Below are 23,444 nucleotides of genomic sequence, written 5' to 3' on the forward strand. Positions count from 1 at the left end.
GAAAGGTGCCGGCCTCCACCCTGAGGGCCACAGTCCCCACAGGTGCTCCGCAATGATCCGTTCCCTGCTGCGTCCCGCCCCGCTCATGCTGATGCTGGCCGGCCTCGCCATCGCGCCACTGGCGCTGGCCCATCCCAGCCTGCTGCGGGCCACGCCGGCCGCCGATGCCACCGTGGCCCCGGCCAGCCAGATCGAGCTGCAGTTCAGTGAGAAGGTGATGCCGCGTGCCACCCGCATCGAGCTGAGCATGGACCACGGCCGCATGAAGATGGCCATGCCGACCACCGCGCAGGAGGTCTCCGAAGACGGCCACACCCTGCGCGCGCGCTTCGGCAAGCCGCTGCCCGCAGGCCGCTACGCACTGCAATGGCGTGCAGTCGGCCAGGACAGTCATCCGGTCACCGGCACCTACCGCTTTACCGTGAAGTAAGGCCGCGCTTGTGGTCGAGCTCTCGCCGTATGGGCTGAGGCTGGCACTGTATGTGGCACTGATGCTGCTGTTCGGGCGCACGCTGTTCGTGCGCCCGGTGCTGCCGCGCGTCGCCCTGCTGGCGATGACCTTCATCGCGCTGCTGCTGGTGGCCGTCGACGCGCTGACCCGGCTTTCCGGCGTGCTCGGCATCGCGCCAACCGACATCGATGGCGCGACCGCACACTGGTTCCTCACCGGAACGCCGGTGGGCCAGGCAGGCCTGCTGCGGGGTGCGACCCTGCTGGCGATGCTGCCGCTGCTGGCGATCAACCGCCCATTGCAGGGCCGATGGCGTGCCGCGCTGATGCTGCTGTCGGCGGTCGCGTTGGCCAGCCTGGCCTGGAACGGCCATGCCGCCGCCGGTGACGGCCCCGGCGGCACGCTGCGGCTGATCGCCGGCCTCGCGCATCTGCTGGCCGCGGGCGCCTGGGTGGGCGCGATCGCCGCCCTGCTGCAACTGGCGCTGCGTCCCCAGGGCGTGGGCCTGCGCGAGCGTACCCATGCACTGTGGCGGGCGGCGCACGGCTTCGCCCTGCCCGGCACGCTCATCGTCGCGACGCTGGCGATGACCGGCACCTATACCTATGTCGATCTTGGGGGATCGGTGCAGACCCTGGCCGGCACCACACATGGACGCTGGCTGCTGCTCAAGCTGGCGCTGGTGGGCGGCATGCTGGCGCTGGCCGCATTGCATCGCTGGCGGCTGGTACCCGCGCTGGCGGTGTCCATCCGCGGCGGCTGGCAGCCGCGCCCATTGCGCGCCCTGCGCCACAGCCTGGCCTGCGAGTCGGTGCTGGTGCTGCTGGTGCTGGCCTGCGTGGCGGTGCTGGGCACATTGGATCCGCTGGCATGAGCGGCCCGGCCCGATGCAGGCGCAAGCTGCGATGATGGGCGCACCATGAAACTGCTGATCATCGAAGACGAACCCAAGACCGGCAACTACCTGCGCCAGGGCCTGATCGAAGCCGGCTACGTGGTCGACCTGGCCTGCAATGGTGTCGATGGACTGCATCTGGCCGGCACCGGCGAGTACCAGCTGGTCATCCTCGACGTGATGCTGCCCGGGCTGGACGGCTGGAACGTGCTGTCGCGGCTGCGCGCGGATGGCTGGCCGCTGCCGGTGCTGTTCCTTACCGCACGCAGCAGCATCGCCGACCGGGTGCAGGGGCTGGAGCTGGGCGCCGACGACTACCTGGCCAAGCCCTTCGCCTTCGCCGAGCTGCTGGCACGCGTGCGCACCCTGCTGCGCCGAGGCCAGGCGTTGCCGCAGGCCGAGCGCATCGTCATCGCCGATCTGGTGGTCGATACGCTGCGCCGCCGGGTGGAGCGGGCTGGCCAGCGCATCGCGCTCAGCCAGAAGGAATACACCTTGCTGGAACTGCTGGCGCGCCGCCAGGGTGAAGTGCTGCCCCGCTCGCTGATCGCCTCGCAGGTGTGGGACATGAACTTCGACAGCGACACCAATGTGATCGATGTGGCCATCCGCCGCCTGCGCGCGAAGATCGACGACGGGTTCGACGCCAAGCTGATCGTGACCGTGCGCGGCATGGGCTATGTACTGGAAGCGCCGGAGGACGGCGCTGCGCGCGACGGATGAGCCTGCGCCGTTCCATGGCGGTGCGGTTGACGGTGCTGTTCGCCATCGTGGCCACGGCGGTGCTGGCGGCGCTGGGCATGGCGATCTATGTCAGCGCCCGCCACGATCTGGTCGCGCAGGATTTCATCGAACTGGAGAACAAGGTGGCGCTGATCAATGATCTGGCCAGCCGTGGACCGGCCGATGCACGCGCGCAGCGACTGGCCGAAGCACTGGGCCACCATCCCGACATCGCCTTCCATATTGCCGATGATCGCGGCGGCGTGTTGTTTTCCACGGCACCGGCACTGCTGCGCGAACATGCCCGCCTCCAACCCGTCGATACGGTACCGCGCCGGCATGACTGGACGCTTGCCGACGGCCGCTGCATGCATGCCCTGCACCTGCGCCAGACCCTGGCCGACGGCAGCCAGCTGGTCACCCTGCTGGCCATCGACGATGCCCGCCATGCCGCGTTCCTGCAGCGCTTCCGCCATCTGCTCGCCAGTGCGATCGTCGCCGCTGCGGTGGCCAGCAGCCTGCTCGGCGGCTACGTGGTACAGCGCACGCTGCGCCCCCTGCGCACGCTGGCCGATGACGCCCGCGAGATCACCGCCGGGCGCCTGCAGCGGCGCTTGAGTGCACGCCGGGCGCCGGCCGAGCTGGAGCAGCTGGCGCAGGCCCTCAACGCCATGCTGGCCCGGCTGCAGCAGGATTTCGCGCGCCTCACCGAGTTCAGCGGCGACCTTGCCCACGAACTGCGCACGCCCATCACCAACATGCTGACCCAGGTTCAGGTGGTGCTGGCCCATCCACGCAGCAGCGAGGCCTATCGGGAGACGCTGGCCTCCTGTGCGGAAGAACTGCAGCAGCTGGCGCAGACCGTGGGTGACCTGCTGTACCTGGCACAGACCGAGACACCCGGTGTACTGCCTTCGCGCGAGCCGTTGGCGCTGGATGCGGTGGTGGATTCGCTGCTGGAGTTCTACGGGCTGCTGGCCGAGGACCGGCAGTTGACGCTGCGCCGCGACGGTATCGCGCGCGTCGATGGCAACCCGTTGATGCTGCACCGTGCGATCGCCAACCTGTTGTCCAATGCGTTGAAACACGCCCGCGCGGGAAGCGAGGTGCGGGTACGACTGGAACAGCGGGCTGGCCGGTGCAGGATCAGCGTGCACAACATCGGCACGCCGATTGCCGCCGAAGCGCTGCCGCGCCTGTTCGACCGCTTCTACCGTGGCGAGCGCAGCCGCCATGAAGGCGCCGGGCTGGGCCTGGCGATCACCCGCGCCATCGCCCAGGCCCATGGCGGCAGCGTCAGCGTTGCCTCGGATGAAACCGGCACCGTGTTCGAACTGCTGCTGCCGGGCGCAGCGGCCGGCACTACGGCGTCCGCTCGAACAGCGTCGCCACCCAGTCGATGAACACCCGCAATCGCGGTGAGGGCGTGCGGTTGCGCGGGTAGACCAGGTTCAGCGGGCTCGGCGTTGGCGGCATCTGCGGCAACAGTTCTACCAGCTCGCCCCGCGCAATGTACGGGTCCATGCGGTAACGCGGTGCCTGGATGATGCCCAGCCCCGCCAGCGCAGCGCCGAGGAACGCATCCGCACCGGACACCAGCACCCGTGCCGGCAACGGCACGTAGCGGATCTGCCCGTCCTGCTGGAACTCCAGGGGAATCAGCTGGCCAGTGGCGCTGGAACGATAGCCGACCATGGCGTGGCCGTCTTTCAGCGAGTCGATATCCACGGGCAGGCCCCGGGCCCGCACATAGTCCGGCGAGGCCACGGTAACCTCGCGCAGCAGCGTCAGCCGTCGCGCCGCCAGGTCGCTGTCGGCCAGCGCGCCGACCCGCACCGCCGCATCCACGCCTTCGCGCAGCAGGTCGACATAGCGATCTCCCTCACTGACGTCCAGCTCGATGTCCGGGTAGCGCTGCAGGAAGTCCGGCAGGTGCGGAAACAGCAGATGCCGGCCCAGCGTGCCATGCACCTCGATGCGCAGCAGGCCACGCGGTGGCACGTCACGGAACGCGGCCTCGGCGTCGTCCATGTCGGCGATCAGTCGCAGGCAACGACCGTAGAAGGCTTCACCCTCCAGGGTCGGTGCCACCAGCCGCGTGGTCCGGTTCAACAGGCGCACGCCCAAGCGCTGTTCCAGCGCCTTGATCGCGTCGGTCACCGTGGCCCGTGGCAGGCCAAGGTCCTCGGAGGCGCGGGTGAAACTGCGGCGCTCGACGATACGGACGAAGGCGCGCATGGCCGTAAAGCGGTCGATTGTTCGGCTGTCCGGATGGTGTGGGCTGATTATGCACGATTGTCCGCCGTGGGCAGGCGCCTTGGCGCATGCCAACCAAGGTTGGCATCTACCAGGGCACGGCACGCTGTTCGTCGCCCGTCTTGGTGGGCGATTGGCAACATGCCAACCAAGGTTGGCATCCACCCCGGTAGGCGCCCACCTTGGTGGGCGTTCCGCACGCGCCAACCAAGGTTGGCATCTACCGCGCCTCGCGGCGGCGGTGCACCCAGTAGTACAGCGTGGGCAGCACCAGCAGGGTCAGCAGCATCGCCGACAGCAGGCCGCCGATCACCACCACCGCCAGCGGCTTCTGGGTCTCGGCACCGATCGCGTGCGAAGTCGCCATCGGCAGCAGGCCGAACATCGCCAGCAGCGCGGTCATCAGCACCGTGCGCAAGCGCTGCAGCGAACCCTGCACCACAGACTGCAGCAGGTCCATGCCCTGTTCGCGCAGCTGGGCGAAGCGACTGAGCATCACCACCCCGTTCAACACGGCTTGCCCGAACAATGCGATGAAGCCGATCGCCGCCGACACCGACAACGGAATGCCGGTCAGCCACAGCGCCAGGATGCCGCCGATCATCGCCAGTGGCACGTTGGCCAGGATCAGCGCCGCACTGCTGATGTCCTTGAAGGCATCGAACAGCAGCACGAAGATCAGCAGCACCGACAGCGGAATCACCCAGCCCAGCCGCTTCATCGCACGCTGCTGGTTCTCGAACTCCCCGGACCACTCCAGCCGATAGCCCTCCGGCAGCTGCACGCTGGCGTCCACGCGCTTGCGCATGTCGGCCACCACGCTGCCCATGTCACGCCCGGCGATGAAAATGCTGACCGCCTTCACCCGTTGCGCGTTCTCGCGCGAGATGTTGATGGCGCCGCTGGCCATGCGGAACTCGGCCACGTCGGACAGCGTCACCGCATGGCCGTCACCGATGCCGACCGGCACCGTGCGCAGCCGTTGCAGGTCGCGGTCGGCGTCATCCAGGCGCAGGGTGATCGGGAACCTGCGGTCGCCCTCCCACAGCTCGCCGACCTGGCGCCCGCCCAGTGCGGTCTCGATCACTTCGTCGATGTCGCGCACATTCAGGCCATAGCGCGCGGCGCGGTCACGATCGATCTCGATCTGCAGCTGCGGCAACGCGCCGTCGCGGTCGATGAAGGCACTCTCCACGCCCTCCACGCCACGCACCTGGCCCAGGATCGCCTGCGCCTGCTGGTTCAACACGTCCAGGTCCGAGCCGCTGACCTTGATCACCACCTGGCCTTTGATCTGCGAGATGCTCTCCAGGATGTTGTCGCGCACCGGCTGCGAGATCGAGAATTCCGGCCCGGGTATGCGCTGCTCCAGCGTGCGCTGCAGGTCGCTCACCAGCTGCCGCTTGTCCACACCTTTCGGCCATTCCTTCTCCGGCTTCAATGCCACCAACGCCTCGATCTGGTTGGCGCCCTTGGCATCGGAACCATCTTCGGGGCGCCCCAGCTTGGCCACCACCGTCGATACCTGCGGGAACGTGCCGACCAGCTCGCGTATACGCCGCGACTGCTGCTGCGCCTCGGCCAGGCTGGTGCTGGGGTCGAGCGTGGCGGTCAGCCAGATCGACCCCTCGTCCAGCTCGGGCAGGAACTCCGAGCCCAGCCGGGTGCCCAGTGCCAGCGTAGCAACCAGCAGCGCTACCGCGGTCAGCACCACCGCGCGCGGGCGGGCCAGGGCACGCTCCAGCACCGGCCTGTACCACCCGGTCAAGCGGTCCATCAGCGGATTGCCGTCGCGCATGCGGTCGCGCCGCAGCCACCAGTAGCAGAACAGCGGCACCACGGTCAGCGCCAGGATCAACGCGCCAATCAGCGCCGACGTCACCGAATAGGCCATCGGCGCGAACATGCGGCCTTCCTGGCGCTGTAGGGTGAAGATCGGGATATGCGCGGCGATGATGATCATCATCGAGAAGAACGTCGGCCGCCCCACTTCCGATGCCGCCGACAGGATGGTGGAGAAGCGCGTCTTCCTGTCTGCCGTGGGTGGCAGCTTCGACAGCCGCGAGACGATGTGCTCGGTGACGATCACCGCACCATCGATGATGATGCCGAAGTCCATCGCCCCCAACGACAGCAGGTTGGCCGGCACGCCCCACAGATGCAGGCCAAGGAAGGTCGACAGCAGGGCCAGCGGCATCATGGCCGCCACGATCAACGCCGCGCGGGCGTTGTACAGGAACAGCCACAGCACCAGGAACACCAGCACTGCACCTTCCAGCAGGTTGCGGAACACCGTTTTCAGCGTGGTCGAGACCAGCCACGAGCGGTCGTAGAACGGCTCGATGCTGACCCCGGCCGGCAACTGGTTCGCCTCGATCTCGGCGATGCGCGCATGCAAGGCGTCGAGCACGTCGGACGGATTCTCGCCCTTGCGCATCAGCACCATGCCGAACACCGCATCGTCGTTGTCATCCTGCCCGACCAGGCCCTGCCGCGGCAGCCCGGTGTCGGCGACGCTGGCCAGGTCGCGCACCAGGATCGGCGTGCCGCCGCGCTGCCCGACCACCACGTTGCCGATGTCGGCCGGCGAGCGCATCAGGCCCACGCCGCGGATCAGGAACTGCTGCTGGCCACGCTCCACGTAGCCGCCGCCGGCATTCGAACTGCCCTTCTCCAGCGCCTCGGCGAACTCACCGAGGCTGATGCCGCGGTCGCGCAGCTTGTCCAGGTCCGGCTTGACCTGGAAGGTCCGCGCGAAGCCACCGAAGCTGATCACATCGGCCACGCCAGGGACGGTGCGCAGGCTGCGCTCCATCGTCCATTCCTGCACGGTGCGCAGCTGGGTCGAGGTCAGGTGCGGGCCTTTCAGCACGTAGCGGTAGATCTCGCCCACCGCCGAGCTCATCGCCTCCAGTTCCGGCGTCACCCCTTCCGGCAGCTCCACGCCCTGCAGGCGTTCCAGCACCTGCTGGCGCGCGAAGTAATCATCGGCCTTGTCATCGAAGGTCAGGATGATCATCGACAGGCCGAACTGGGTATGCGAGAACACCCGCACCGAATGCGGAATGCCGGACAGCGCCACCTCCAGTGGCATCGTCACCTCGCGCTCCACCTCTTCGGCGGCGCGGCCCGGGTGCAGCGAGACCACGGTCACCTGGGTGTCGGACACGTCCGGGAAGGCTTCCACCGGCAGCACGCGGAACGCGGCGATGCCCGCGCCGATGAACAACAGCAACGCCAGCATCACCATCAGCGGCTGGCGCAGGCAATAGGCAATCAGGCGATCAATCATGGGGCGGCGTGCCCCGTGCCGCTGCTGGCCGCCGTCGGCGCACTGTCGACCAGCTGCTGCAGCAGCAGGCCACCCTCGACCACCACCCTGCTGCCTGCCGCCAGGCCCTCACGCACCCACAGGCGGCCATCGCCCAGCTCTTCGGCGTGCACGGCGTGGCGCACGAAGCGGCCCTTGCCTTCCTCCACGAACACCACCTGCGTGCCGTTGATCAACAGCACCGCCGCATCGGGCAGCGAAACGCCGCCCTCGGCCGGCAGCGCCACCTGTGCGCGCACATACTGCCCGGCCTTGAATGCGCGCGTGCGGTTGTCCAGCTCGGCGCGGGCCTGCACCACGCGGCGCTCGCTGTCGACGAAGTCATCCACATGCTGCAGCGTGGCCTGCAGGGGTTTGCCATCGGCGCCGGGCACGCTCACCGGCATGTCGGGCTTCAATCGCCCGGCCAGGCTTTCAGGAATGTCCAGCAACAGCCACAGGCGATCCGGATCGCCGATCACCGCCAGCGGCTGTTCGCTGTCGGGGCTGACCGACATGCCCGGGCTCATCCGCCGTTCCACCAGCAGACCATCAATAGGCGCACGCAGCGGCAGGCGTTGATCGACGTGCTGGCCGTTGCCATACGCCTTGGCGAAGGCCGTTGCGCGCGCATGATCGGCCTGGCTGCCGGCGAAGTTGGCCTCGGCCTCGTCCAGCTCGCGCCCGGACGCCACGCCAGCGGCGTGCAGCTCGCGGGTGCGCTGCAGCTCCTTGCGTGCCTGCTGCAGTTCGGCACGGCCACGCGCGCCCTCGGCCTGGGCCTGGCCGAACTCGGGCGAGGTGATCCAGGCGATGACCTGGCCCACCTTTACCTGCTGGCCCGGCTGCACCTCGATGCGCGCGACCTGCCCCGGCAATGGCGTGCGCAATGCGCTGGAGCGGGTCTCATCCCAGACCACCCGGCCCGGCAGCTGCAGGCTGGCACTGGCACCGGCGGTCACCGCCTCGCTGCGCAGCACGTCCAGCTGGCGGCTGTCGGCCGGGAACTGGATCTGGCCGGCACTGACCTGTGGCGCATCTTCGCTATACGACGCCGGCTCGCGGCCACAGCCGCTGAGCAGGGCCAGTGCCAGCAACACCGGCAACAGCGCATGGCGCGCGCGCGGGCGATGGGCGACGGTTGGCTTCATCGGGACTCTCCTTCGGCAACGGATGTGGCGGCTTCCCAGCGCGCCAGGGCAATGGCATGGTCGGCACGCGCCTCGATCAGCGCGGCCTCGAAGTCGCGCCAGCTGCGGCGCGCATCCAGCAGGTCGGTCAGGCTGGCGGCGCCGCGGCGGTAGGCCAGCTCGATGCCCTGCACCGCCTTGCGCGCGGCGTCGGACTGCAGCCCTTCGTAATCGGTGCGGCGCTGCGCGGCAAACTGCGCGCTGGCCTGCAGCTGGTCCAGTTCGGCGCGCGCTTCGTGCTGCAACACCTGCAGTTCCAGTGCCGCACTGTCCCGATCTGCCTCGGCGCGCTGGATGGCACCGCGTGCGCGCGACGGTCCACCCAGCGGAATCGTCAACGACACCCCCCAAGTGACACCGCTGATGTCGGTCGGCTCACGCTCGGCCTCCACCCCCAGCTGGATGTCGCGATGGCGCTCGCTGCGGGCCAGCGCCACACCGGCGTCGGCCGCGGCGAGGCGCGACTGTGCGGCACGCAGATCGGCACGCTGCTGCGGATCGAACGCACGCGTGTCAGCCACACTGCGCGTGTCGGGCCACGGGTCGTCGGCACTGAGACTGCTGCTGTCATCGCTGCCGAGCAGCAGCCCCAGCGCGTGCCGGGCGTCGCGCAGATCCAGCGCCGCCTCGCGCGCGGCATCGGCCACGGCAAGGTCGTCCACCGCCAACCGCGCACGATCCACCGGTGCCATCGCCCCGGTTGCGACCTGCTTGTCCGCCGCCGCCATCTGTTCGCTCGAACTCTGGCGGTTGGCCTCGGCAATCTGCGCCCGCTCCTGCGCGCTCTTCAGGCCGAAATAGGCCTCGTGCAGCGCCACCTGCTGGCGGCGTCGGGTATCGAGCATTTCCAGCCCGGCCACCTGCAGCAACGCGTCCGCCTGGCGGATGCGCAGCGCTCGCTTGCCACCATGCTCCCAGGTCCAGCCCACACCCAGCGTGCTGTCCACCCGCTTGTCCTGCCAGCGGCCGGGGCCGATGCCATGCTTGGGGCTGATCTTGCTGCTGCCGATCGACAGCTCGGCTGCGGGCCGCAGGGCGGCGGTCTGCGCATCACCCTGTACACCGCGCAGCTCCAGTGCCGCCGCACGCAGGTCCGGGTTGTGCGCCTCCATGGCGCGCTGCGCGTCCGCCAGGGACAGCGCCGAAGCTGTGGGCGCGCACGCGAGGGCGGCCAGCACAGCCGCAAGTCGAAGGGAGAAATTCATGCGCGTCACGGTAAGGTGACGCACTTGCGCCAAACTTGCCCCAACCTTGCACGAAGCTTGCAATGCGAATCCTGCTGATCGAAGACGATGCCGCCCTGGCCGATGGGCTGATCCGCGCCCTGCAGGGCGCCGGGCATCTGTGCGACCACCTTTCGCGCGGGCTGCATGCGCCGGCCGCGCTGGCCAGTGCGCCGTATGATGTGATGGTGCTCGATCTGTCGCTGCCCGATGTCGATGGCCTCGACCTGCTGTCGCGGTTGCGCAACGACGGTGTCACCCTGCCGGTATTGATCCTGACCGCGCGCGATGGCGTCGACGACCGCATTCTGGGGCTGGACCGCGGTGGCGATGATTACCTGGCCAAGCCTTTCGCACTGGGTGAGCTGGAAGCGCGGCTGCGTGCGCTGTCACGCCGCCGCAGCGATGCACCGGCGCAGAAGCGGCTGGGCCGGTTGTGCTTCGACAGCATCCGCAACGAGGCGCAGGTGGATGGCCAGCGTGTCGAACTGACCGCGCGTGAGCTGGCGCTGGTCGAGGCGCTGATGCAGCATCCCGGCCGCACCGTCACCAAGCAGCGCCTGTTCGATGCGCTGTACAGCTGGGACCACGAGGCCAACCTGTCGGTGATCGAGGTGCATGTCAGCCGCCTGCGCCGCAAGCTGGAACAGGCGCGTGCCGGCGTTGGCATCCGCATGCTGCGCGGCCTCGGCTACCGGCTGGAGGCCGGCGGTGACTGAGCGCGTGCACAGCCTGCGTGGCCTGCTGCTGCGGCGCCTGTGGTTGCCACTGCTGGTGCTGATGCTGTGTAGCGCGGTGGGTTCATTCGCACTGGCGCGCTTCTACGCCGGCCAGGTCTACGACCGCTGGCTGCTGGACTCGGCGATGTCGTTGTCCGAACTGGTGGAGGTGCAGGATGGACGCGCCTCGATCGAGATCACGCCGGCGGTGTCGCGCATGTTCACGTGGGACACCACCGATGAAGTGCATGGCGAAGTGGTCGATGCCGGAGGCGGACGCCTGTATGGCGACCTGCCCGAAGCATTGCCGCGCCCCGCCGTTGCCGCCGGAGGTGATGGCGAGGCCGTCTACTACGACGCGCGACTGCGTGGGCAGCCGGTGCGCATGGTCGAAGTAGTGGTCAGCGCCGGGCCCGGCCACGAGATCCGCTTGCGGGTGGCTGAAACGCTGCGCAAGCGCCACCGGCTGGAACGCAAGCTGCTGATGACCAGCATCCCGTTCCAGACCGCGATCCTCGCGCTGGCCGCGTGGCTGGCGTGGTCGGGTACCGGCGCCGCCGCGCGGCATGCCAACCAAGTGGCGCGGCGATTGGCCAGCCCGCGCCCCGACCCGCTGGCGCCGTTGGAGCCCGCGCAGGAGGCGCCGCGCGAACTGTGGCCGGCGGTGGAGGCCTACAACGCGCTGCTGCAGCGCCTGGACGCGATGCAGGCCGCGCAACGGCGCTTCGTCAGCAATGCCGCGCATCAGCTGCGCACGCCATTGGCGGCGATGCAGGTGGAGCTGGAGAGTTCCTTGCGCCAGCATGATCCGCAGGCGCAGCAGCTGGCGTTGTCCGGCACGCTCGCCGGGCTGGCGCGGCTGCAGCACCTGGTGAACCAGCTGCTGATGCTGAGCCGTTCCGAAGATCCGCAAGGCAGCGCGTTGCCGCTGCAGCCGGTGGATCTGGCGGTGCTGGCGCGCGGTGTGGTGGAGCGCTATGCGGACAGGGCGTTGGCCGCAGGCGTAGACCTGGGTTACGACGGGCCCGACGAGGGCGTGTCGATCGCGGGTGATCCTCAGCTGTTGCGCGAAGCGCTTGGCAATCTGCTGGACAATGCGCTGCGCTATGGCAGCGTGCGCGGGGTGATCACGCTCGGCCTGCAGCAGAACGCCGAAGGCGTGCAGGTGTGGGTGGACGACGACGGCGCCGGCATCGTCGAGGCCGAACGCGGGCGTGTCACGGAACGTTTCTACCGGGCCAGCAGCGAAGGCGACGGCTGCGGACTGGGGCTGGCGATCGTGGCAGAGATCGCACAGCGGCATGATGCGGCATTGGTGATCGATACCGCCCCGATCGGTGGCGCGCGGGTGGGATTGCAGTTCCGCTGCTGGTAGATGCCCACCTGGGTGGGCGCTTTCGCTCTCCCGCGTGCCAACCAAGGTTGGCACCCACCAAAGGCAGGTAATGCCGACGCGGGTATGGAAAAGATTAAAAAAGGTAGATGCCCACCTTGGTGGGCGCTTTCGCTCACCCGCGTGCCAACCAAGGTTGGCACCCACCAAAGGCAGGTAATGCCGACGCGGTGGGGCTGCGGTTTCGCTCCGGTAGATGCCCACCTTGGTGGGCGCTTTCGCTCACCCGCGTGCCAACCAAGGTTGGCACCCACCAAAGGCGCGGTAATGCCGACGCGGTGGGCGCTCTTGCTCTCCCGCGTGCCAACCAAGGTTGGCACCTACCCAGGGCGCGGTGATGCAGGCGGACGGGGTCAGCCCCCAATCACCGGGTCATCGAATACGGCGCCTGCGCGCCCTGCCCCGGCCAGTCCTTGTTCGGCTCGGCCTGCATGCTGAAGCGCAGTTCGCCACCGGCCAGGATCTCGTCGTGGCGCAGGAACGTGCGCGGCAATGGCGTGCCGTTGAGGCTCACGCTACCCACATAGGTGTGCTTGTCGTCCAATCCGTCGGCCACGATGGTGAAGGTCTTTCCGTTCGGCAGGCGCATCGCGGTCTTCGGCAGGAACGGGCAGCCCAGGATGTACTCGCCCGAGCCCGGCGCCACCGGATAGAAGCCCAGCGCGGTGAACACGTACCACGCCGACATCTGGCCGACGTCATCGTTGCCCGCCAATCCATCGGGGCGATCGGCATACTGGGTGTCCATGATCTGCTTCAGGCGCGCCTGGGTGCGCCACGGCTGGCCAGCGTACGAATACAGGTAGGCCACGTGGTGGCTGGGCTCGTTACCGTGCGCGTACCAGCCGATCAGGCCGGTGATGTCTTCCATGTGCTCGAAAATGGACGGATCGACCTTGGCGTTGAACACTTCATCCAGCCGCGCCAGCAGTTTGTCGCTGCCCCCGTGCGCAGCGGCCAGGCCGGCCACGTCCTGCGGCACATACCAGGAATACTGCCAGGCATTGCCTTCGGTGTAGTCGGTGCCGTAGCCGCTGGCACTGGGGTCGAACGGCGTGCGGAAGCTGCCATCGCGCTTGCGTGCGCGCATGAATCCGGTGTCCTTGTCGAAGGCGTTGCGCCAGTTGCCGGCGCGCTTGTCGAAGGTGGCCGCAACATCGGTCTTGCCCATCGCCTGCGCCATGCGCGCGATGGTCCAGTCGTCGAAGGCGTACTCCAGCGTCTTGCTGGCCGCTTCGCCTTCCTCGTCGATCGGCACATAGCCCAGCTCGCGGTACTGCGCGATGCCGTCATAGGGACCGTAGTTCGCGGTCTCGACCATCGCCTTCAGTGCCTTGTCGGCATCGAAGCCGCGGATGCCCTTCACGTAGGCATCGGCGATCACCGGCACCGCGTGGTAGCCGATCATGCACCAGTCTTCCAGGCCGTGGAACGACCACACCGGCAGCATGCCGTAGGGGCTGTGGTCGTGGTGGGCGAGCATGGAATTGACGAAGTCGCTGTTGCGCTTCTCCGGCTGCACCAGGGTCAGCAACGGATGCAGCGCACGGTAGGTGTCCCACAGCGAGAACGTGGAATAGTGGGTGTAGCCCTCCGCCTTGTGCACGGCGTTGTCCGGGCCGCGGTAGTGGCCGTCGGCATCCATGAACAGCGTCGGCCCCAGCATGGTGTGGTACAGCGCGGTGTAGGCACTGCGGCGTGCATGTTCCGGGGCATCGATATCGAGCACCGACAGCGCCTGCGTCCATTCCTGCTTGGCCTGCGCGCGCACCCGGTCGAAATCGAAGTCGGCCACTTCGGCGTCGAGGTTGGCGATGGCGCCGGCCTCGCTGACCGGCGAAATGGCCACCTTCACCACCAGCGGTGCGTCCAGCTTGCCGAAGGCGAACGTGCCGACCAGCTGCCGGCCCTCGATCTGCGCACGCTGCGCCGGGTCCTTCTCGCCCGGCGGCGGGAAGCCCTTGTAGACGATATCCTGCTCGGTGTTGTGCAGTTCATGCCCGGCCAGCGGACGCGAGAAACGCATCGCGAAGTACAGCTGGCGGCCCGGTGCCCAGCCGCGGGTTTCGCGGAAGCCGGTCACCGTGCCATCGGCGCGCACCCGCACCCGTGACCACAGCACCTTGCCCGGGTAGTCGTACATGCTGGTGCGCATGTCCAGCAGCACCTTGGCGTCGGCGCCCTTCGGGAACGCATAGCGATGCACGCCCACGCGCGCACTGGTGGTCAATTCGGCGCGCACCTTGTAATCGTCCAGGGTGACCGCGTAATAGCCCGGCTCGGCCCTCTCATCGTCGTGGCGGAACCGCGAGGCATAACCGCTCCGCGGCTTTTCCGGATCGCCGCGCTCCAGCCCCGGCGTGCCGGTGAACGGCATCAGCAGGATGTCGCCCAGATCGGAATGACCGGTACCGGACAAATGCGTGTGCGAGAAACCGACGATGCTGCTGTCGTCGTAACGGTAGCCGGCCGCCCAGCCATAGGCCTTCTCGCGCGGCTGGATGCGCGTGTCCGGGCTGAGCTGGACCATGCCGAACGGCACCGTGGCACCGGGATAGGTGTGGCCTTCGCCGCCGGTACCGATGAACGGGTCGACCGCCGCGTAGGCGCGCTCTGCAGCGGATTTCGGCGTGGCGGCCAGGGCGGCACCGGAAGCCAGCATGGCAGTGGCGGCAACGGCGATCAGGAAACGACGGTCCAGCGTGGGCATCGGCATTTGGATCGATTCAGGCGATGGCCGATGCTAGCACCGGCATTCAGGCATCGCATGTTGCGCTGCGGCTGAATGAATCCAAAGGCGACAGAAGTTGTCCGATTTCCTATGCAACTAATTGCATGGTTTGGGTCGTTGACGCTCACCAGACTGGTGTCAAGCCCAAAAGCGGCCCGAGAAGGTGCCCTGCGACATCCCCGGTCGTAACGTGACCGTTATCGCACTTTGCGCCGACGGGGCAGGAAAGCGCACCGGAATCACTTTGTCTTCACGCAATCTCAGCGCTTCATTCACACCGACGAAGTGAATGCGGTTCCTTTCCTGAAGTTCGATACCCACAGGAGTTCCGTCATGAAGATCGCCGTTCGTCGTTCCCCTACCCTGCTTGCACCGTGCCTGCTGGCCGGTGCGCTTGCTTTGTCTCTCAACACGCACGCGGCCATTGTGGACAATGGTGCCACTCACACTATTCTGCCTGGCGACCCGCTGGACGGATGGCTCGTCCGCAATGGCGCTACGCTGATTCTCGCGTCTGGCGCTACCGCCAATGGGATAAGTGTCAATACACAGAGCCACCTGCAGATGACCAATGCGGATGTTGCCGGCGGAAGGTTTGAGGCCATAGGCCTCAGTAGCTCGTCCGCGACAATCATCGGCAGCCGCATCGTCTCTGATGGCTCAGTGGGATTGACAGCTGGCAGCAACTTTATCAATCCGACACGCCCCGCATCTAGCGTCTCCGTCGCTTCGTCCTACATCTCTGGGTTCAGAGCCGGAATCGTTCTTGCAGGGCACAGCGATTTGATGCTGGCCAACTCCACGGTGGAGGGCAGGCGCGAGGGGACCGGCGGGGACACGGATGGCAATGGCCTCAATCTCTATCAGGGGACCGCCAATATCATGCAGGGCAGCATTGTGCGCGGAGAGCAGCACGGTGCACTGGTTCGCTCAGATCAGCTGGCCGGCAAACCTGATGGACCTTCGGTGCTGATCGTGGATGGCTCTCGTATGGAAGGCACTTCGGGAAGTGCAGTTTATGTCGGCTCTGAAGGCATCAAGGACACTGATGTTGACATCACGCTGCGCAACGGCGCCGAGCTGGTCGCCGGCAACGGCGTCCTGATCGACATCCAGCCCAACACCAGCACCCCGGCACTGAAGGTCCACGCCGACGTGGATGTCAGCAACAGCCAGTTGCGCGGCGACATCCGCGCCGGTACCGGCGCCACCGGCTCGCTGGCACTGCGCGACAACGCATCGCTGGTCGGTGGCATGACCGGGGCAATCGACGTTGCGCTCAGCCAGGGCGGCCAGTGGCAGCTCAACAAGAACAGTGATGTAGCCAACCTGGCCGTCGAAAACGGTGGCGTGGTCGCCCTCGGCGACGGCTCGGCCTTCCACACCCTCAACGTGGCCGGCAACTTCACCGGCAACGGCGGCACCCTCGCCTTCAACACCGTGCTGGCCGGCGATGATGCGGCCACCGACAAGTTGATCATCGGCGGCGACACCAGCGGTACCGCCAACGTGCGCGTCAACAACGTGGGCGGTGCCGGTGCGCAGACCAACCAGGGCATCCAGCTGATCCAGGTCGGCGGCGCGTCCAATGGCCAGTTCAACCTGGCCGGCCGTGCCGTGGGTGGCCAGTACGAGTACTTCCTGTTCAAGGGCACCGGTGCCGACGGCAACTGGTACCTGCGTTCGCAGCTGCCGACCCAGCCCGACCCGTGCGATGTGGACCCGACCCTGCCCGAGTGCAACCCGGACATTCCGGACCCGGTGCTGCGCCCGGAACCGGGTGCCTACCTGGCCAACCTGCAGGCCGCGCAGACCATGTTCCGACTCGGCTACCACGACCGCCACGCCGGCCAGAACGGCGGCCGTGCCTGGGCACGGGTGGACGGCTCGCGCAATGGCTTCGATGCCATCAGCCGCCAGCTCGACATCCATGGCAACAGCCAGGCGCTGACCGTCGGCGCCGATCTGTGGCGTCATGAATCGGGCAGCAGCGCGGGTGTGATGCTGTCCAGTGGTAATGCCAGCAGCACCTCCACCAATGAACTGAGCGGCTACTACGCGCGCGGCAAGGTGAAGGGCGAAGCGCTGGGTATCTATGGCACCTGGCGTGGCGGCAACGGTGCCGACCCCTATGCAGGCTTCTATGTGGATGGTTCGCTGCAGCGCGCGCAGTTCCGCAACCGCGTGGAAGGCATCGGCCTGGCTGCCGAGCGCTACGACAGCCGGGCATGGCAGGGTGCGGTGGAAACCGGCTACGCGTTCCGCGTGGGCGGCGCCAGCAATGGCGGCCTCTATCTGGAGCCGCAGCTGCAGGTGGGCTACAGCCGCTGGGACAGCAACCGCCACACCGAAGCCAACGGCACGGTAGTGGGCGCCGAGAACGCCAACGGCCTGTTCGGCCGTGCGGGCCTGCGCCTGTCCGGCGTGACCCGCTGGGGCAACGGTGCGGCGGAAGTACAGCCCTACCTCGCCGCCAACTGGCTGCATACCCGCGCCGAATCGCAGATCCGCATGGATGACGAGCGGGTGGATGCACGCATCCCGCGCAGCCGTGGCGAGTTCAGCGGCGGTGCCTCGGTGAAGTTCAGCAACGGCATCGGCGCCTGGGGCGGCCTGTCGCTGCAACGGGCCAGCGGCTACCACCAGACCAGTGCGCAGGTGGGTGTCAGTTACAGCTGGTAATGCGTCGTCTTCGGCCCGCCGCCAGTTCGATCGAGGGCTGATAACGGGGCGAGAGGTGTGGCCGTTGAACAGGCGTTCGCGGCCATTGCATGGAAGGCGCGACAGGGAGGGTCGCGCCTGACATGATTTTGTAGGAACCTGATGTGGTGAATGATGTGATCTTTCGATCCTGCCGGTTTGGCAGAGACAATCAATGGGCGTTCGCAGCGTGACGTGTGCAGGATGGCGCCGCAGCGGGCATACCGCTGCCGGGATTGGAACCCCCGAAAAACAAAGAAGAGATTGCTCGACGTGATTACGGCGGGCGCTGCGTGTGGCCGTCAGGCCCTCCGGCTTTCTCTTTTTTGTCCGGGAGTTCCAAGCACGCATCGCCCGCCACCCTCGCGGTGGCCATCACACCCAGGGAGTTCCCCGCATGATCCACGAACGTCCGCTCAGCCCGGCCATGGAGTCGCTGCTCCATCGCATCGAACAGGCCTTCAACAGCGCCGAGGGCATGGCCATCCTCATCGGCGAGCAGTATGGCCCGGAGCCGAAACCGCCCGCGCCGATGGGCTACAACCCGAAGCAGATCGCCACCGCGATGATCATGCTGAGCCAGCACGGGCGCTGCCTGCTGCAGGCGCTGCGTGAGGAGGCGGAGAAGGTGACGCTTCATTGATCCCGACGGGGTTGAGCCGGCACTTGCCCGACGCTCTGGGCCGCCCTACCCTGCGCCCAGACCAGGGAGAGCCCGCATGGCCCGCCGCGCTGCACGATGGATCGCGATTGCAGGAATGATCGCCACCGCCTCTGCCGTCCATGCCGATCCGCCCCCACCGCCACCGGCCGTTGCCCGCACTGCGCAGGACGACTACACCATCCTGCGCCTGCTGGTCACCGACGATCAGGGCCGCCTGCTGCTGGAACACAACCGCAGCGGCTGGATGACGCCTGCCGTGCGCGCCAACCGCAGGCAGAGCGTGCAGGAAGCACTGCGGCAGCTGGCAACGGAGCTTGGCCTGCAGGTGTCACCGTTCACGCTGGCGGCCCTCTACAGCTATCGTTTCAACGAGGACCCGCCCGACCCAACGCACGACGCGGTATCGTTCCGGCAGCACTATCGCGCCACGCTACGCAGTGGACAGCCACCGGGCACGACCGCGGAAAAGCAGTACCGCTGGGTGAGCCGCGACGAAGCCGCTGCCCTGATTGGAATGCAGGCATTGCGCATGGAAACCCTGCAGGTACTCGACCACCCCGAATCACTGTGGGGCGGTGCCTTCGAGTTGTCGTTCAAGGGCGATGAAGCCACCGGCACCGAGCTGATCGAGCCGTTCTACCCGTTGCGCTAGCCTCGCGCGTAGCCGCGCCTAATCCGGCAGTGCCGCCTGCAGGGTTGCCAGGTCGGCACTGTCCAACGGCCGCACCACCCGTGCCACCTCGTGGCCGTCATGCAACAGCACGGCGGTCGGCCACAGCTTCACCTTGAACGCACGGCCCAGCGGCTTGCCCTTGCCATCTTCGATCTTCCAATGCACCAGATCGTTGGCATCGACGAAGGCCTGCAATGCCGCCTGCGCGGCCTGGCAGTGGCCGCACCACGGTGCGCCAAATTCCAGCAGTTGCCAGCCCGGCTGTGCTTCCACATCCGCATGGGCCGGCTCTGCCGAGAGGTGATCACGCATGAACGGCATGTGCGTTACGCCGCCAGCGCCTTCTGGATATCGGCCAACGGTGCGTTGGTCAGATCCTTGGCGATGTCACCCAGCAGGCGCGACTGAACTTCCTTGTGCAGCAGCGGGCGGATGCGGCCCAGCGTGGTCGGGTCGGCCACCAGCACCAGGTGTGCATAGCGGTTGTTCAAGGCATCGTCGTTGAGCTGCTCGGCGACCTGCTTGGCGAAGGTGGCTTCATTGAGCTGCGAGATCGACATGTCTTTCGGCACCGCGCCGGCCGGCCCCTGCCCCGAGATGCCCTGCTCGCTGATGTCCTGCAGGCGCAGCTCACCTTCCTGCTTCAAGGCCAGTTGATGCTCGCTGCCGACGTTGGTGAACACACGGGCCGAGCCGCCATCGGCGACGATGATGAGGGTGCCTTCGGGAATGCGACGGGTCATGCGATGTTCCTTGTGGAGTGCGTTCACCTGCACCGTAGCCAGCCGTGCGTGAGCGGCGCGGCCACAGTTCGTTCAACGCATGTCATCGCAGACGCGCTGCAGATGAACAGGCGTGATGGAACACAGCGTGCAGCTCAGCCTGCTTCGCTGCACGCTCACGCCGATGCCGTTATGATGAACGGATGATCGACACGACCCACTACGTGACGGGCGCACCTGTTACGTGGGAAGCACTGCCGACCGGCGCTTCGCTTGCCACGCATGTTCCCGCCCTGCATTTCCATCGCCTCGCGCTGGATCCTGGCGGCTGACGCTCGCAGGCCCTTCTGCCTGCACTCCCCACGCTGATGTGACACCCGGCCGCTGACTGCGCTGCCGCGGTGATCCCGTTTCCGTGTTTCCGCCCCTGCGGCGGTGCCGTGCCGTGCGCGTGGCATCGCGCCTGCGCCTGTTCCCGGAACACACCCCATCGCTCATTCCCCCACCTGACAGGGAGCCTCCATGCAGGACACCCCCGATTCACATGCTCATTTCGGCTGGTTCAAACGCCGCCGCCACCTGAAGGTCGATGAGATCACCGTTGTCGACAAGCCCATGCTCAAGCGCGCCGTCGGCGCCGCTGCACTGGGCAATGCCATGGAGTGGTTCGACTTCGGTGTGTACGGCTACCTGGCCGTCACCATCGGCCAGGTGTTCTTCCCCTCCAGCAATCCCACCGCACAGGTGATCGCGGCCTTCGCGACCTTCACCGTGGCATTTCTGGTGCGGCCGCTGGGCGGCCTGGTGTTCGGCCCGCTGGGCGATCGTTACGGCCGCCAGAAAGTGCTGGCGTTCACCATGATCCTGATGGCGCTGGGCACCTTTGCCATCGGCCTGATTCCCTCCTATGAGCGCATCGGCATCTGGGCGCCGGTGCTGTTGCTGCTGGCGCGCGTGGTGCAGGGCTTTTCTACCGGCGGCGAGTATGGCGGGGCAGCCACCTTCATCGCCGAGTACTCCACCGACCGCAACCGCGGCCTGATGGGCAGCTGGCTGGAGTTCGGCACGCTGGGCGGCTACATCGCCGGCGCCGGCACAGTGACCGCACTGCACATGCTGCTGAGCAGCGAGCAGATGCTGGACTGGGGCTGGCGCATTCCGTTCCTGGTGGCCGGCCCGCTGGGCCTGCTCGGCCTGTACATGCGCATGAAACTGGAGGAAACCCCGGCGTTCCGCGCCTTCGCCGAGGAAGCGGAGAAGCGCGAACATGACCGGCCGGGGCTGGGCGCACTGTTCCAGGTGCACGGCCGCCAGCTGCTGGTGTGCATGGGCCTGGTGCTGGTGTTCAACGTCACCGACTACATGCTGCTGACCTACATGCCCAGCTACCTCAGCGTCACCATGGGCTACGCCGAGAGCAAGGGCCTGCTGCTGATCATCATCGTGATGCTGGTGATGATGCCGCTGAACATCGTCGGCGGGTTGTTCAGTGACAAGCTGGGCCGCCGCCCGATGATCATCGGTGCCTGCATCGCGCTGCTGGTGCTGGCGGTGCCGTGCCTGCTGCTGGTGGGCAGCGGCAACGACTGGATGATCTTCCTCGGCCTGATGCTGCTGGGCCTGGCGCTGGTGTGCTTCACCAGTTCGATGCCGTCCACGCTGCCGGCGCTGTTCTATACCCCGGTTCGCTACAGCGCGCTGTCGATCGCCTTCAACGTGTCGGTGTCGCTGTTCGGTGGCACCACGCCGCTGGTGACCGCGTGGCTGGTGGAGCGTACCGGCGATCCGCTGGTGCCGGCCTACTACCTGATGGGCGCGGCGGTGATCGGGCTGGTGACCATGCTGTTCGTGAAGGAGACCGCCGGCCTGCCGCTGCGCGGTTCACCGCCGGCGGTGGGCAGCGACAAGGAAGCGGCCGCGTTGTTGAAGAGCGACGTGCCGGTGACGGTGGACCCGAGCTTGCCGCCGTTGCCCGACGTTGCGGAGCCCGAGCAGGTGAAGCCGGCCTGAGGCCCAGCGCGAAACGCGATCCACGCAGGGCGTGGATCTACTTGCCAGGTAGCGCCGGGCCGATACGCCCGGCGCTACCTGGCGCTACTTCCTGATGCGGGTCAGCTTCCCTGGTGTCCAGCGCAGCGTCCAGGTGTAGTGACCGTCCGGCGGGCAGACATGGCGGTTGGGGCTCTTCCATTCGCAGACTGTTGCCCCGGCAGTGACCGTGAAATCGACAATGATGCGATCACCCTGGATGCGGATGGCACGGATGGCGCCTGGAATCTGTTCAGCCGCGTCGTCACCATAGCCATACCTGCGGATGGCGGCATAGTCCTCTGCTTCCACCGGCGACAGGCTCTTCGGGTTTTCCTGGCCGCGCGGATCGTTTGCCGTCAGCGCTGTCATTACCGCCACCACATTGCTTTGCGCGAAGCTGCCACCGGTGTAGGTAGAAGTGTAGAAGTACACAACTTCGGAACGACCATCGCCATCGAGGTCGGCAACAGCGGTCCACACCGGACGGAAATCGGATTCGATGTCGTCGCCGGGAATCAGCCGCAAGTTGGCTTCAGCGCCGCGGAACGCCTGGACCATGCTGGGCGGCGGCACCGTGCGCTTGACGGCAGGCTGTCCGGCCATCGCCGGCAGGCTCGACAGCGCCAGCGCAGCAAGCACCAGGTAGATCGAAGTGGAGCGGAACGTCGCAGGTCCGTGCATGCCATCCTCCTTGATTATGCGGTCAGTCTAGCCGCAGCCAAGGCATCCACGCATGGCGTCGGTCTACCGCGAGGTATTCAATTCCATCGCACGCATCACGATGGGCTTGGCCCAGTCCGGGGTGTGCAGCAGCTCGGCCACCGACACCGGGTATTGCAGCTGGCCCTGCGCCATTGCCAGCACCGGCAGCGGTTCGACACAGCCCTCGGCATCGGCCGGGGCGCTGTTGTCGTAGACATGCAGTTCGGCCAGGTGCGGCAGCAGGTCCAGCAGGTTCTCGCGCGCGGAATCGAAGCGCGCGTGGATCTTCTCGACCGGAATGTCGTGGCCCCCGGCTGCCACCCGCGCGGCTACACGGGCGATGTGCAGTTCGACATCGGCCAGGCCACAGAACCAGATCGCGACGTGGTGCCGTTCGCAGGCCTCGCGCAGCAGGCGCGGAATGGTGTTGCCGCCCAGCGTGGTCTCGAAAGCGAAGTCGGTGCCGTCGGCCATCGCCTGGCGCAGGCGACGGGTGCCTTCCTGCCAGGCTTCGGCGTTGGCCTCGGGCAACGGCCAGCCGGCCTCCACCAGGCGCCGGGTGAACGCATCCGGGTTGAACCAGCTCAGCCCTTCGGCCTCCAGCCAGGTGCCCAGCAGCGAACTCTTGCCGGCGCCATTGACGCCGGCCAGCACCAGGATCCGCCCCATCGGTCAGAGCGGACGGCCGAGGGTGACCTTGCGGCCGCGACGGATCGGCTGGCCCAGCACCTTGCCCAGCCCCTCGCCGCGCTGCAGGCCGGCCAGGGTCTGGTCGAACTCGCTGCGCAGGCGCATCAGCTCTTCGCTGCGTTCACCGGCATCACCGCCGGCCGCCTTGGCCAGCAGTTCCTGATAGGTGCGGATGTCCACGATCACCGCTTCGGGGTGGTTGTGGTTGGTGATGACCAGCGCCTGCTTCTCGCGCACGGTGCGCATCAGGCTCGGCCAACCGCGGGTCTTCACCGACGAGGCCGGGGCCTTTTCAAGGCCGGGCAGATCCAGCGGCAGGGTCATGGCACAGCTCCGGGTAGAGGTGGACTATGGCCACTATACCCAATTTG

22 protein-coding genes are annotated in these 23,444 nt (G+C 67.2%); 11 read left to right on the forward strand and 11 right to left on the reverse strand.

The features are described 5' to 3' along the window. The first annotated feature begins 52 nt into the window (after positions 1-52). The 4 genes from copC to N440_RS08930 are packed head-to-tail and all read left to right on the forward strand — an operon-like array spanning position 53 to position 3,472. A complete protein-coding gene (gene copC, locus N440_RS08915) occupies positions 53-430 on the forward strand; it encodes a copper homeostasis periplasmic binding protein CopC (protein ID WP_133934809.1) in 378 nt (125 codons plus the stop codon). Between the two features lie 10 nt (positions 431-440). Continuing rightward, a complete protein-coding gene (gene copD / locus N440_RS08920) occupies positions 441-1,325 on the forward strand; it encodes a copper homeostasis membrane protein CopD (RefSeq protein ID WP_133934810.1) in 885 nt (294 codons plus the stop codon). A gap of 45 nt (positions 1,326-1,370) precedes the next feature. Beyond that, positions 1,371-2,069, forward strand: a complete 699-nt coding sequence (locus tag N440_RS08925) for a heavy metal response regulator transcription factor (protein WP_133934811.1) — start codon at positions 1,371-1,373, stop codon at positions 2,067-2,069. Continuing rightward, positions 2,066-3,472: a heavy metal sensor histidine kinase gene (locus tag N440_RS08930; protein WP_133934812.1), complete on the forward strand. Its 1,407-nt coding sequence runs from the start codon at positions 2,066-2,068 to the stop codon at positions 3,470-3,472. Before N440_RS08925 ends, N440_RS08930 begins: the two co-directional genes overlap by 4 nt. Here the strand turns inward: N440_RS08930 and N440_RS08935 are convergent. The 4 genes from N440_RS08935 to N440_RS08950 all read right to left on the reverse strand — a co-directional run bounded on the left by N440_RS08935 (position 3,432) and on the right by N440_RS08950 (position 10,030). Next, positions 3,432-4,325, reverse strand: a complete 894-nt coding sequence (locus tag N440_RS08935; protein ID WP_133936008.1) for a LysR family transcriptional regulator — start codon at positions 4,323-4,325, stop codon at positions 3,432-3,434. The genes N440_RS08930 and N440_RS08935 overlap by 41 nt on opposite strands. A gap of 220 nt (positions 4,326-4,545) precedes the next feature. Beyond that, on the reverse strand, positions 4,546-7,617 hold the full coding sequence (locus tag N440_RS08940) for a CusA/CzcA family heavy metal efflux RND transporter (RefSeq protein ID WP_133934813.1): 3,072 nt from the start codon (positions 7,615-7,617) through the stop codon (positions 4,546-4,548). Next, positions 7,614-8,786 carry an efflux RND transporter periplasmic adaptor subunit gene (locus N440_RS08945; protein WP_133934814.1) on the reverse strand — a complete coding sequence of 391 codons (1,173 nt, stop codon included), beginning with the start codon at positions 8,784-8,786 and terminating at the stop codon, positions 7,614-7,616. Before N440_RS08945 ends, N440_RS08940 begins: the two co-directional genes overlap by 4 nt. Then, entirely contained in the window at positions 8,783-10,030 is a 1,248-nt protein-coding gene (locus N440_RS08950; protein ID WP_133934815.1) for a TolC family protein, read from the reverse strand. The genes N440_RS08945 and N440_RS08950 overlap by 4 nt, the downstream gene beginning before the upstream one ends. A 62-nt stretch (positions 10,031-10,092) precedes the next feature. On the opposite strand from N440_RS08950, the gene N440_RS08955 reads away from it, so the two are divergent. Next, positions 10,093-10,767, forward strand: a complete 675-nt coding sequence (locus N440_RS08955; protein ID WP_053449888.1) for a response regulator — start codon at positions 10,093-10,095, stop codon at positions 10,765-10,767. Next, complete coding sequence (locus N440_RS08960; protein WP_133934816.1) at positions 10,760-12,142, forward strand: sensor histidine kinase; 1,383 nt, start codon at positions 10,760-10,762, stop codon at positions 12,140-12,142. Before N440_RS08955 ends, N440_RS08960 begins: the two co-directional genes overlap by 8 nt. A gap of 382 nt (positions 12,143-12,524) precedes the next feature. Here the strand turns inward: N440_RS08960 and N440_RS08965 are convergent, their stop codons facing one another. Together N440_RS08965 and N440_RS20350 are read right to left on the reverse strand one after the other, a co-directional pair. Continuing rightward, positions 12,525-14,876: a GH92 family glycosyl hydrolase gene (locus N440_RS08965; RefSeq protein ID WP_133934817.1), complete on the reverse strand. Its 2,352-nt coding sequence runs from the start codon at positions 14,874-14,876 to the stop codon at positions 12,525-12,527. Between the two features lie 153 nt (positions 14,877-15,029). Continuing rightward, the gene (locus N440_RS20350; protein ID WP_166671524.1) at positions 15,030-15,338 is read right to left on the reverse strand and encodes a hypothetical protein; all 309 of its coding nucleotides are present in this window, start codon (positions 15,336-15,338) and stop codon (positions 15,030-15,032) included. A gap of 543 nt (positions 15,339-15,881) precedes the next feature. Between N440_RS20350 and N440_RS08975 the strand changes: the two genes are divergently transcribed. From N440_RS08975 to N440_RS08985, 3 genes are all read left to right on the forward strand, one after another. Continuing rightward, positions 15,882-17,573 carry an autotransporter outer membrane beta-barrel domain-containing protein gene (locus N440_RS08975; protein WP_243831316.1) on the forward strand — a complete coding sequence of 564 codons (1,692 nt, stop codon included), beginning with the start codon at positions 15,882-15,884 and terminating at the stop codon, positions 17,571-17,573. A 415-nt stretch (positions 17,574-17,988) separates the two neighbouring features. Further along, positions 17,989-18,234, forward strand: coding sequence for a hypothetical protein (locus tag N440_RS08980; protein WP_008267939.1), 246 nt, complete (start codon positions 17,989-17,991; stop codon positions 18,232-18,234). A 76-nt stretch (positions 18,235-18,310) separates the two neighbouring features. After that, positions 18,311-18,907 (forward strand): NUDIX hydrolase, encoded by a 597-nt coding sequence (locus tag N440_RS08985; protein ID WP_133934820.1) that lies wholly within the window; start codon positions 18,311-18,313, stop codon positions 18,905-18,907. 18 nt (positions 18,908-18,925) lie between these two features. On the opposite strand, the gene N440_RS08990 is transcribed toward N440_RS08985, so the two are convergent. After that, entirely contained in the window at positions 18,926-19,249 is a 324-nt protein-coding gene (locus N440_RS08990; RefSeq protein WP_006448591.1) for a thioredoxin family protein, read from the reverse strand. Between the two features lie 5 nt (positions 19,250-19,254). Next, positions 19,255-19,671 carry a host attachment family protein gene (locus tag N440_RS08995; protein ID WP_133934821.1) on the reverse strand — a complete coding sequence of 139 codons (417 nt, stop codon included), beginning with the start codon at positions 19,669-19,671 and terminating at the stop codon, positions 19,255-19,257. 182 nt (positions 19,672-19,853) lie between these two features. Between N440_RS08995 and N440_RS20550 the strand changes: the two genes are divergently transcribed. Continuing rightward, the gene (locus N440_RS20550; RefSeq protein WP_008265219.1) at positions 19,854-19,982 is read left to right on the forward strand and encodes a hypothetical protein; all 129 of its coding nucleotides are present in this window, start codon (positions 19,854-19,856) and stop codon (positions 19,980-19,982) included. A 190-nt stretch (positions 19,983-20,172) separates the two neighbouring features. After that, complete coding sequence (proP, locus tag N440_RS09000; RefSeq protein WP_053449897.1) at positions 20,173-21,660, forward strand: glycine betaine/L-proline transporter ProP; 1,488 nt, start codon at positions 20,173-20,175, stop codon at positions 21,658-21,660. Positions 21,661-21,744: 84 nt separating this feature from the next. Here the strand turns inward: proP and N440_RS09005 are convergent, their stop codons facing one another. The 3 genes from N440_RS09005 to N440_RS09015 form a co-directional block, all read right to left on the reverse strand. Continuing rightward, positions 21,745-22,362, reverse strand: coding sequence for a hypothetical protein (locus N440_RS09005; protein ID WP_133934822.1), 618 nt, complete (start codon positions 22,360-22,362; stop codon positions 21,745-21,747). A 63-nt stretch (positions 22,363-22,425) separates the two neighbouring features. Further along, on the reverse strand, positions 22,426-23,052 hold the full coding sequence (locus N440_RS09010; protein WP_133934823.1) for an AAA family ATPase: 627 nt from the start codon (positions 23,050-23,052) through the stop codon (positions 22,426-22,428). A 3-nt stretch (positions 23,053-23,055) separates the two neighbouring features. Then, a complete protein-coding gene (locus N440_RS09015) occupies positions 23,056-23,397 on the reverse strand; it encodes a type II toxin-antitoxin system prevent-host-death family antitoxin (protein WP_049457044.1) in 342 nt (113 codons plus the stop codon). Between the last annotated feature and the right edge of the window lie 47 nt (positions 23,398-23,444).

It is taken from the genome of Stenotrophomonas sp. CC22-02 (genome assembly GCF_004365115.1).
GTDB classification, from domain to species: Bacteria; Pseudomonadota; Gammaproteobacteria; order Xanthomonadales; family Xanthomonadaceae; genus Stenotrophomonas; species Stenotrophomonas forensis.

What these genes read in the sequence shown, in the direction of transcription:
- N440_RS08975 (WP_243831316.1), top strand. Translation starts at nt 15,882, where the DNA reads ATGGAAGGCACTTCGGGAAGTGCAGTTTATGTCGGCTCTGAAGGCATC.
- N440_RS08945 (WP_133934814.1), bottom strand. Translation starts at nt 8,786, where the DNA reads ATGAAGCCAACCGTCGCCCATCGCCCGCGCGCGCGCCATGCGCTGTTG.
- N440_RS08925 (WP_133934811.1), top strand. Translation starts at nt 1,371, where the DNA reads ATGAAACTGCTGATCATCGAAGACGAACCCAAGACCGGCAACTACCTG.
- N440_RS08950 (WP_133934815.1), bottom strand. Translation starts at nt 10,030, where the DNA reads ATGAATTTCTCCCTTCGACTTGCGGCTGTGCTGGCCGCCCTCGCGTGC.
- N440_RS20550 (WP_008265219.1), top strand. Translation starts at nt 19,854, where the DNA reads ATGATCGACACGACCCACTACGTGACGGGCGCACCTGTTACGTGGGAA.
- N440_RS08930 (WP_133934812.1), top strand. Translation starts at nt 2,066, where the DNA reads ATGAGCCTGCGCCGTTCCATGGCGGTGCGGTTGACGGTGCTGTTCGCC.
- copC (WP_133934809.1), top strand. Translation starts at nt 53, where the DNA reads ATGATCCGTTCCCTGCTGCGTCCCGCCCCGCTCATGCTGATGCTGGCC.
- proP (WP_053449897.1), top strand. Translation starts at nt 20,173, where the DNA reads ATGCAGGACACCCCCGATTCACATGCTCATTTCGGCTGGTTCAAACGC.
- N440_RS08985 (WP_133934820.1), top strand. Translation starts at nt 18,311, where the DNA reads ATGGCCCGCCGCGCTGCACGATGGATCGCGATTGCAGGAATGATCGCC.
- N440_RS09010 (WP_133934823.1), bottom strand. Translation starts at nt 23,052, where the DNA reads ATGGGGCGGATCCTGGTGCTGGCCGGCGTCAATGGCGCCGGCAAGAGT.
- N440_RS08955 (WP_053449888.1), top strand. Translation starts at nt 10,093, where the DNA reads ATGCGAATCCTGCTGATCGAAGACGATGCCGCCCTGGCCGATGGGCTG.
- N440_RS08995 (WP_133934821.1), bottom strand. Translation starts at nt 19,671, where the DNA reads ATGACCCGTCGCATTCCCGAAGGCACCCTCATCATCGTCGCCGATGGC.
- N440_RS08990 (WP_006448591.1), bottom strand. Translation starts at nt 19,249, where the DNA reads ATGCCGTTCATGCGTGATCACCTCTCGGCAGAGCCGGCCCATGCGGAT.
- N440_RS08980 (WP_008267939.1), top strand. Translation starts at nt 17,989, where the DNA reads ATGATCCACGAACGTCCGCTCAGCCCGGCCATGGAGTCGCTGCTCCAT.
- N440_RS09005 (WP_133934822.1), bottom strand. Translation starts at nt 22,362, where the DNA reads ATGCACGGACCTGCGACGTTCCGCTCCACTTCGATCTACCTGGTGCTT.
- N440_RS08965 (WP_133934817.1), bottom strand. Translation starts at nt 14,876, where the DNA reads ATGCCGATGCCCACGCTGGACCGTCGTTTCCTGATCGCCGTTGCCGCC.
- N440_RS08940 (WP_133934813.1), bottom strand. Translation starts at nt 7,617, where the DNA reads ATGATTGATCGCCTGATTGCCTATTGCCTGCGCCAGCCGCTGATGGTG.
- N440_RS09015 (WP_049457044.1), bottom strand. Translation starts at nt 23,397, where the DNA reads ATGACCCTGCCGCTGGATCTGCCCGGCCTTGAAAAGGCCCCGGCCTCG.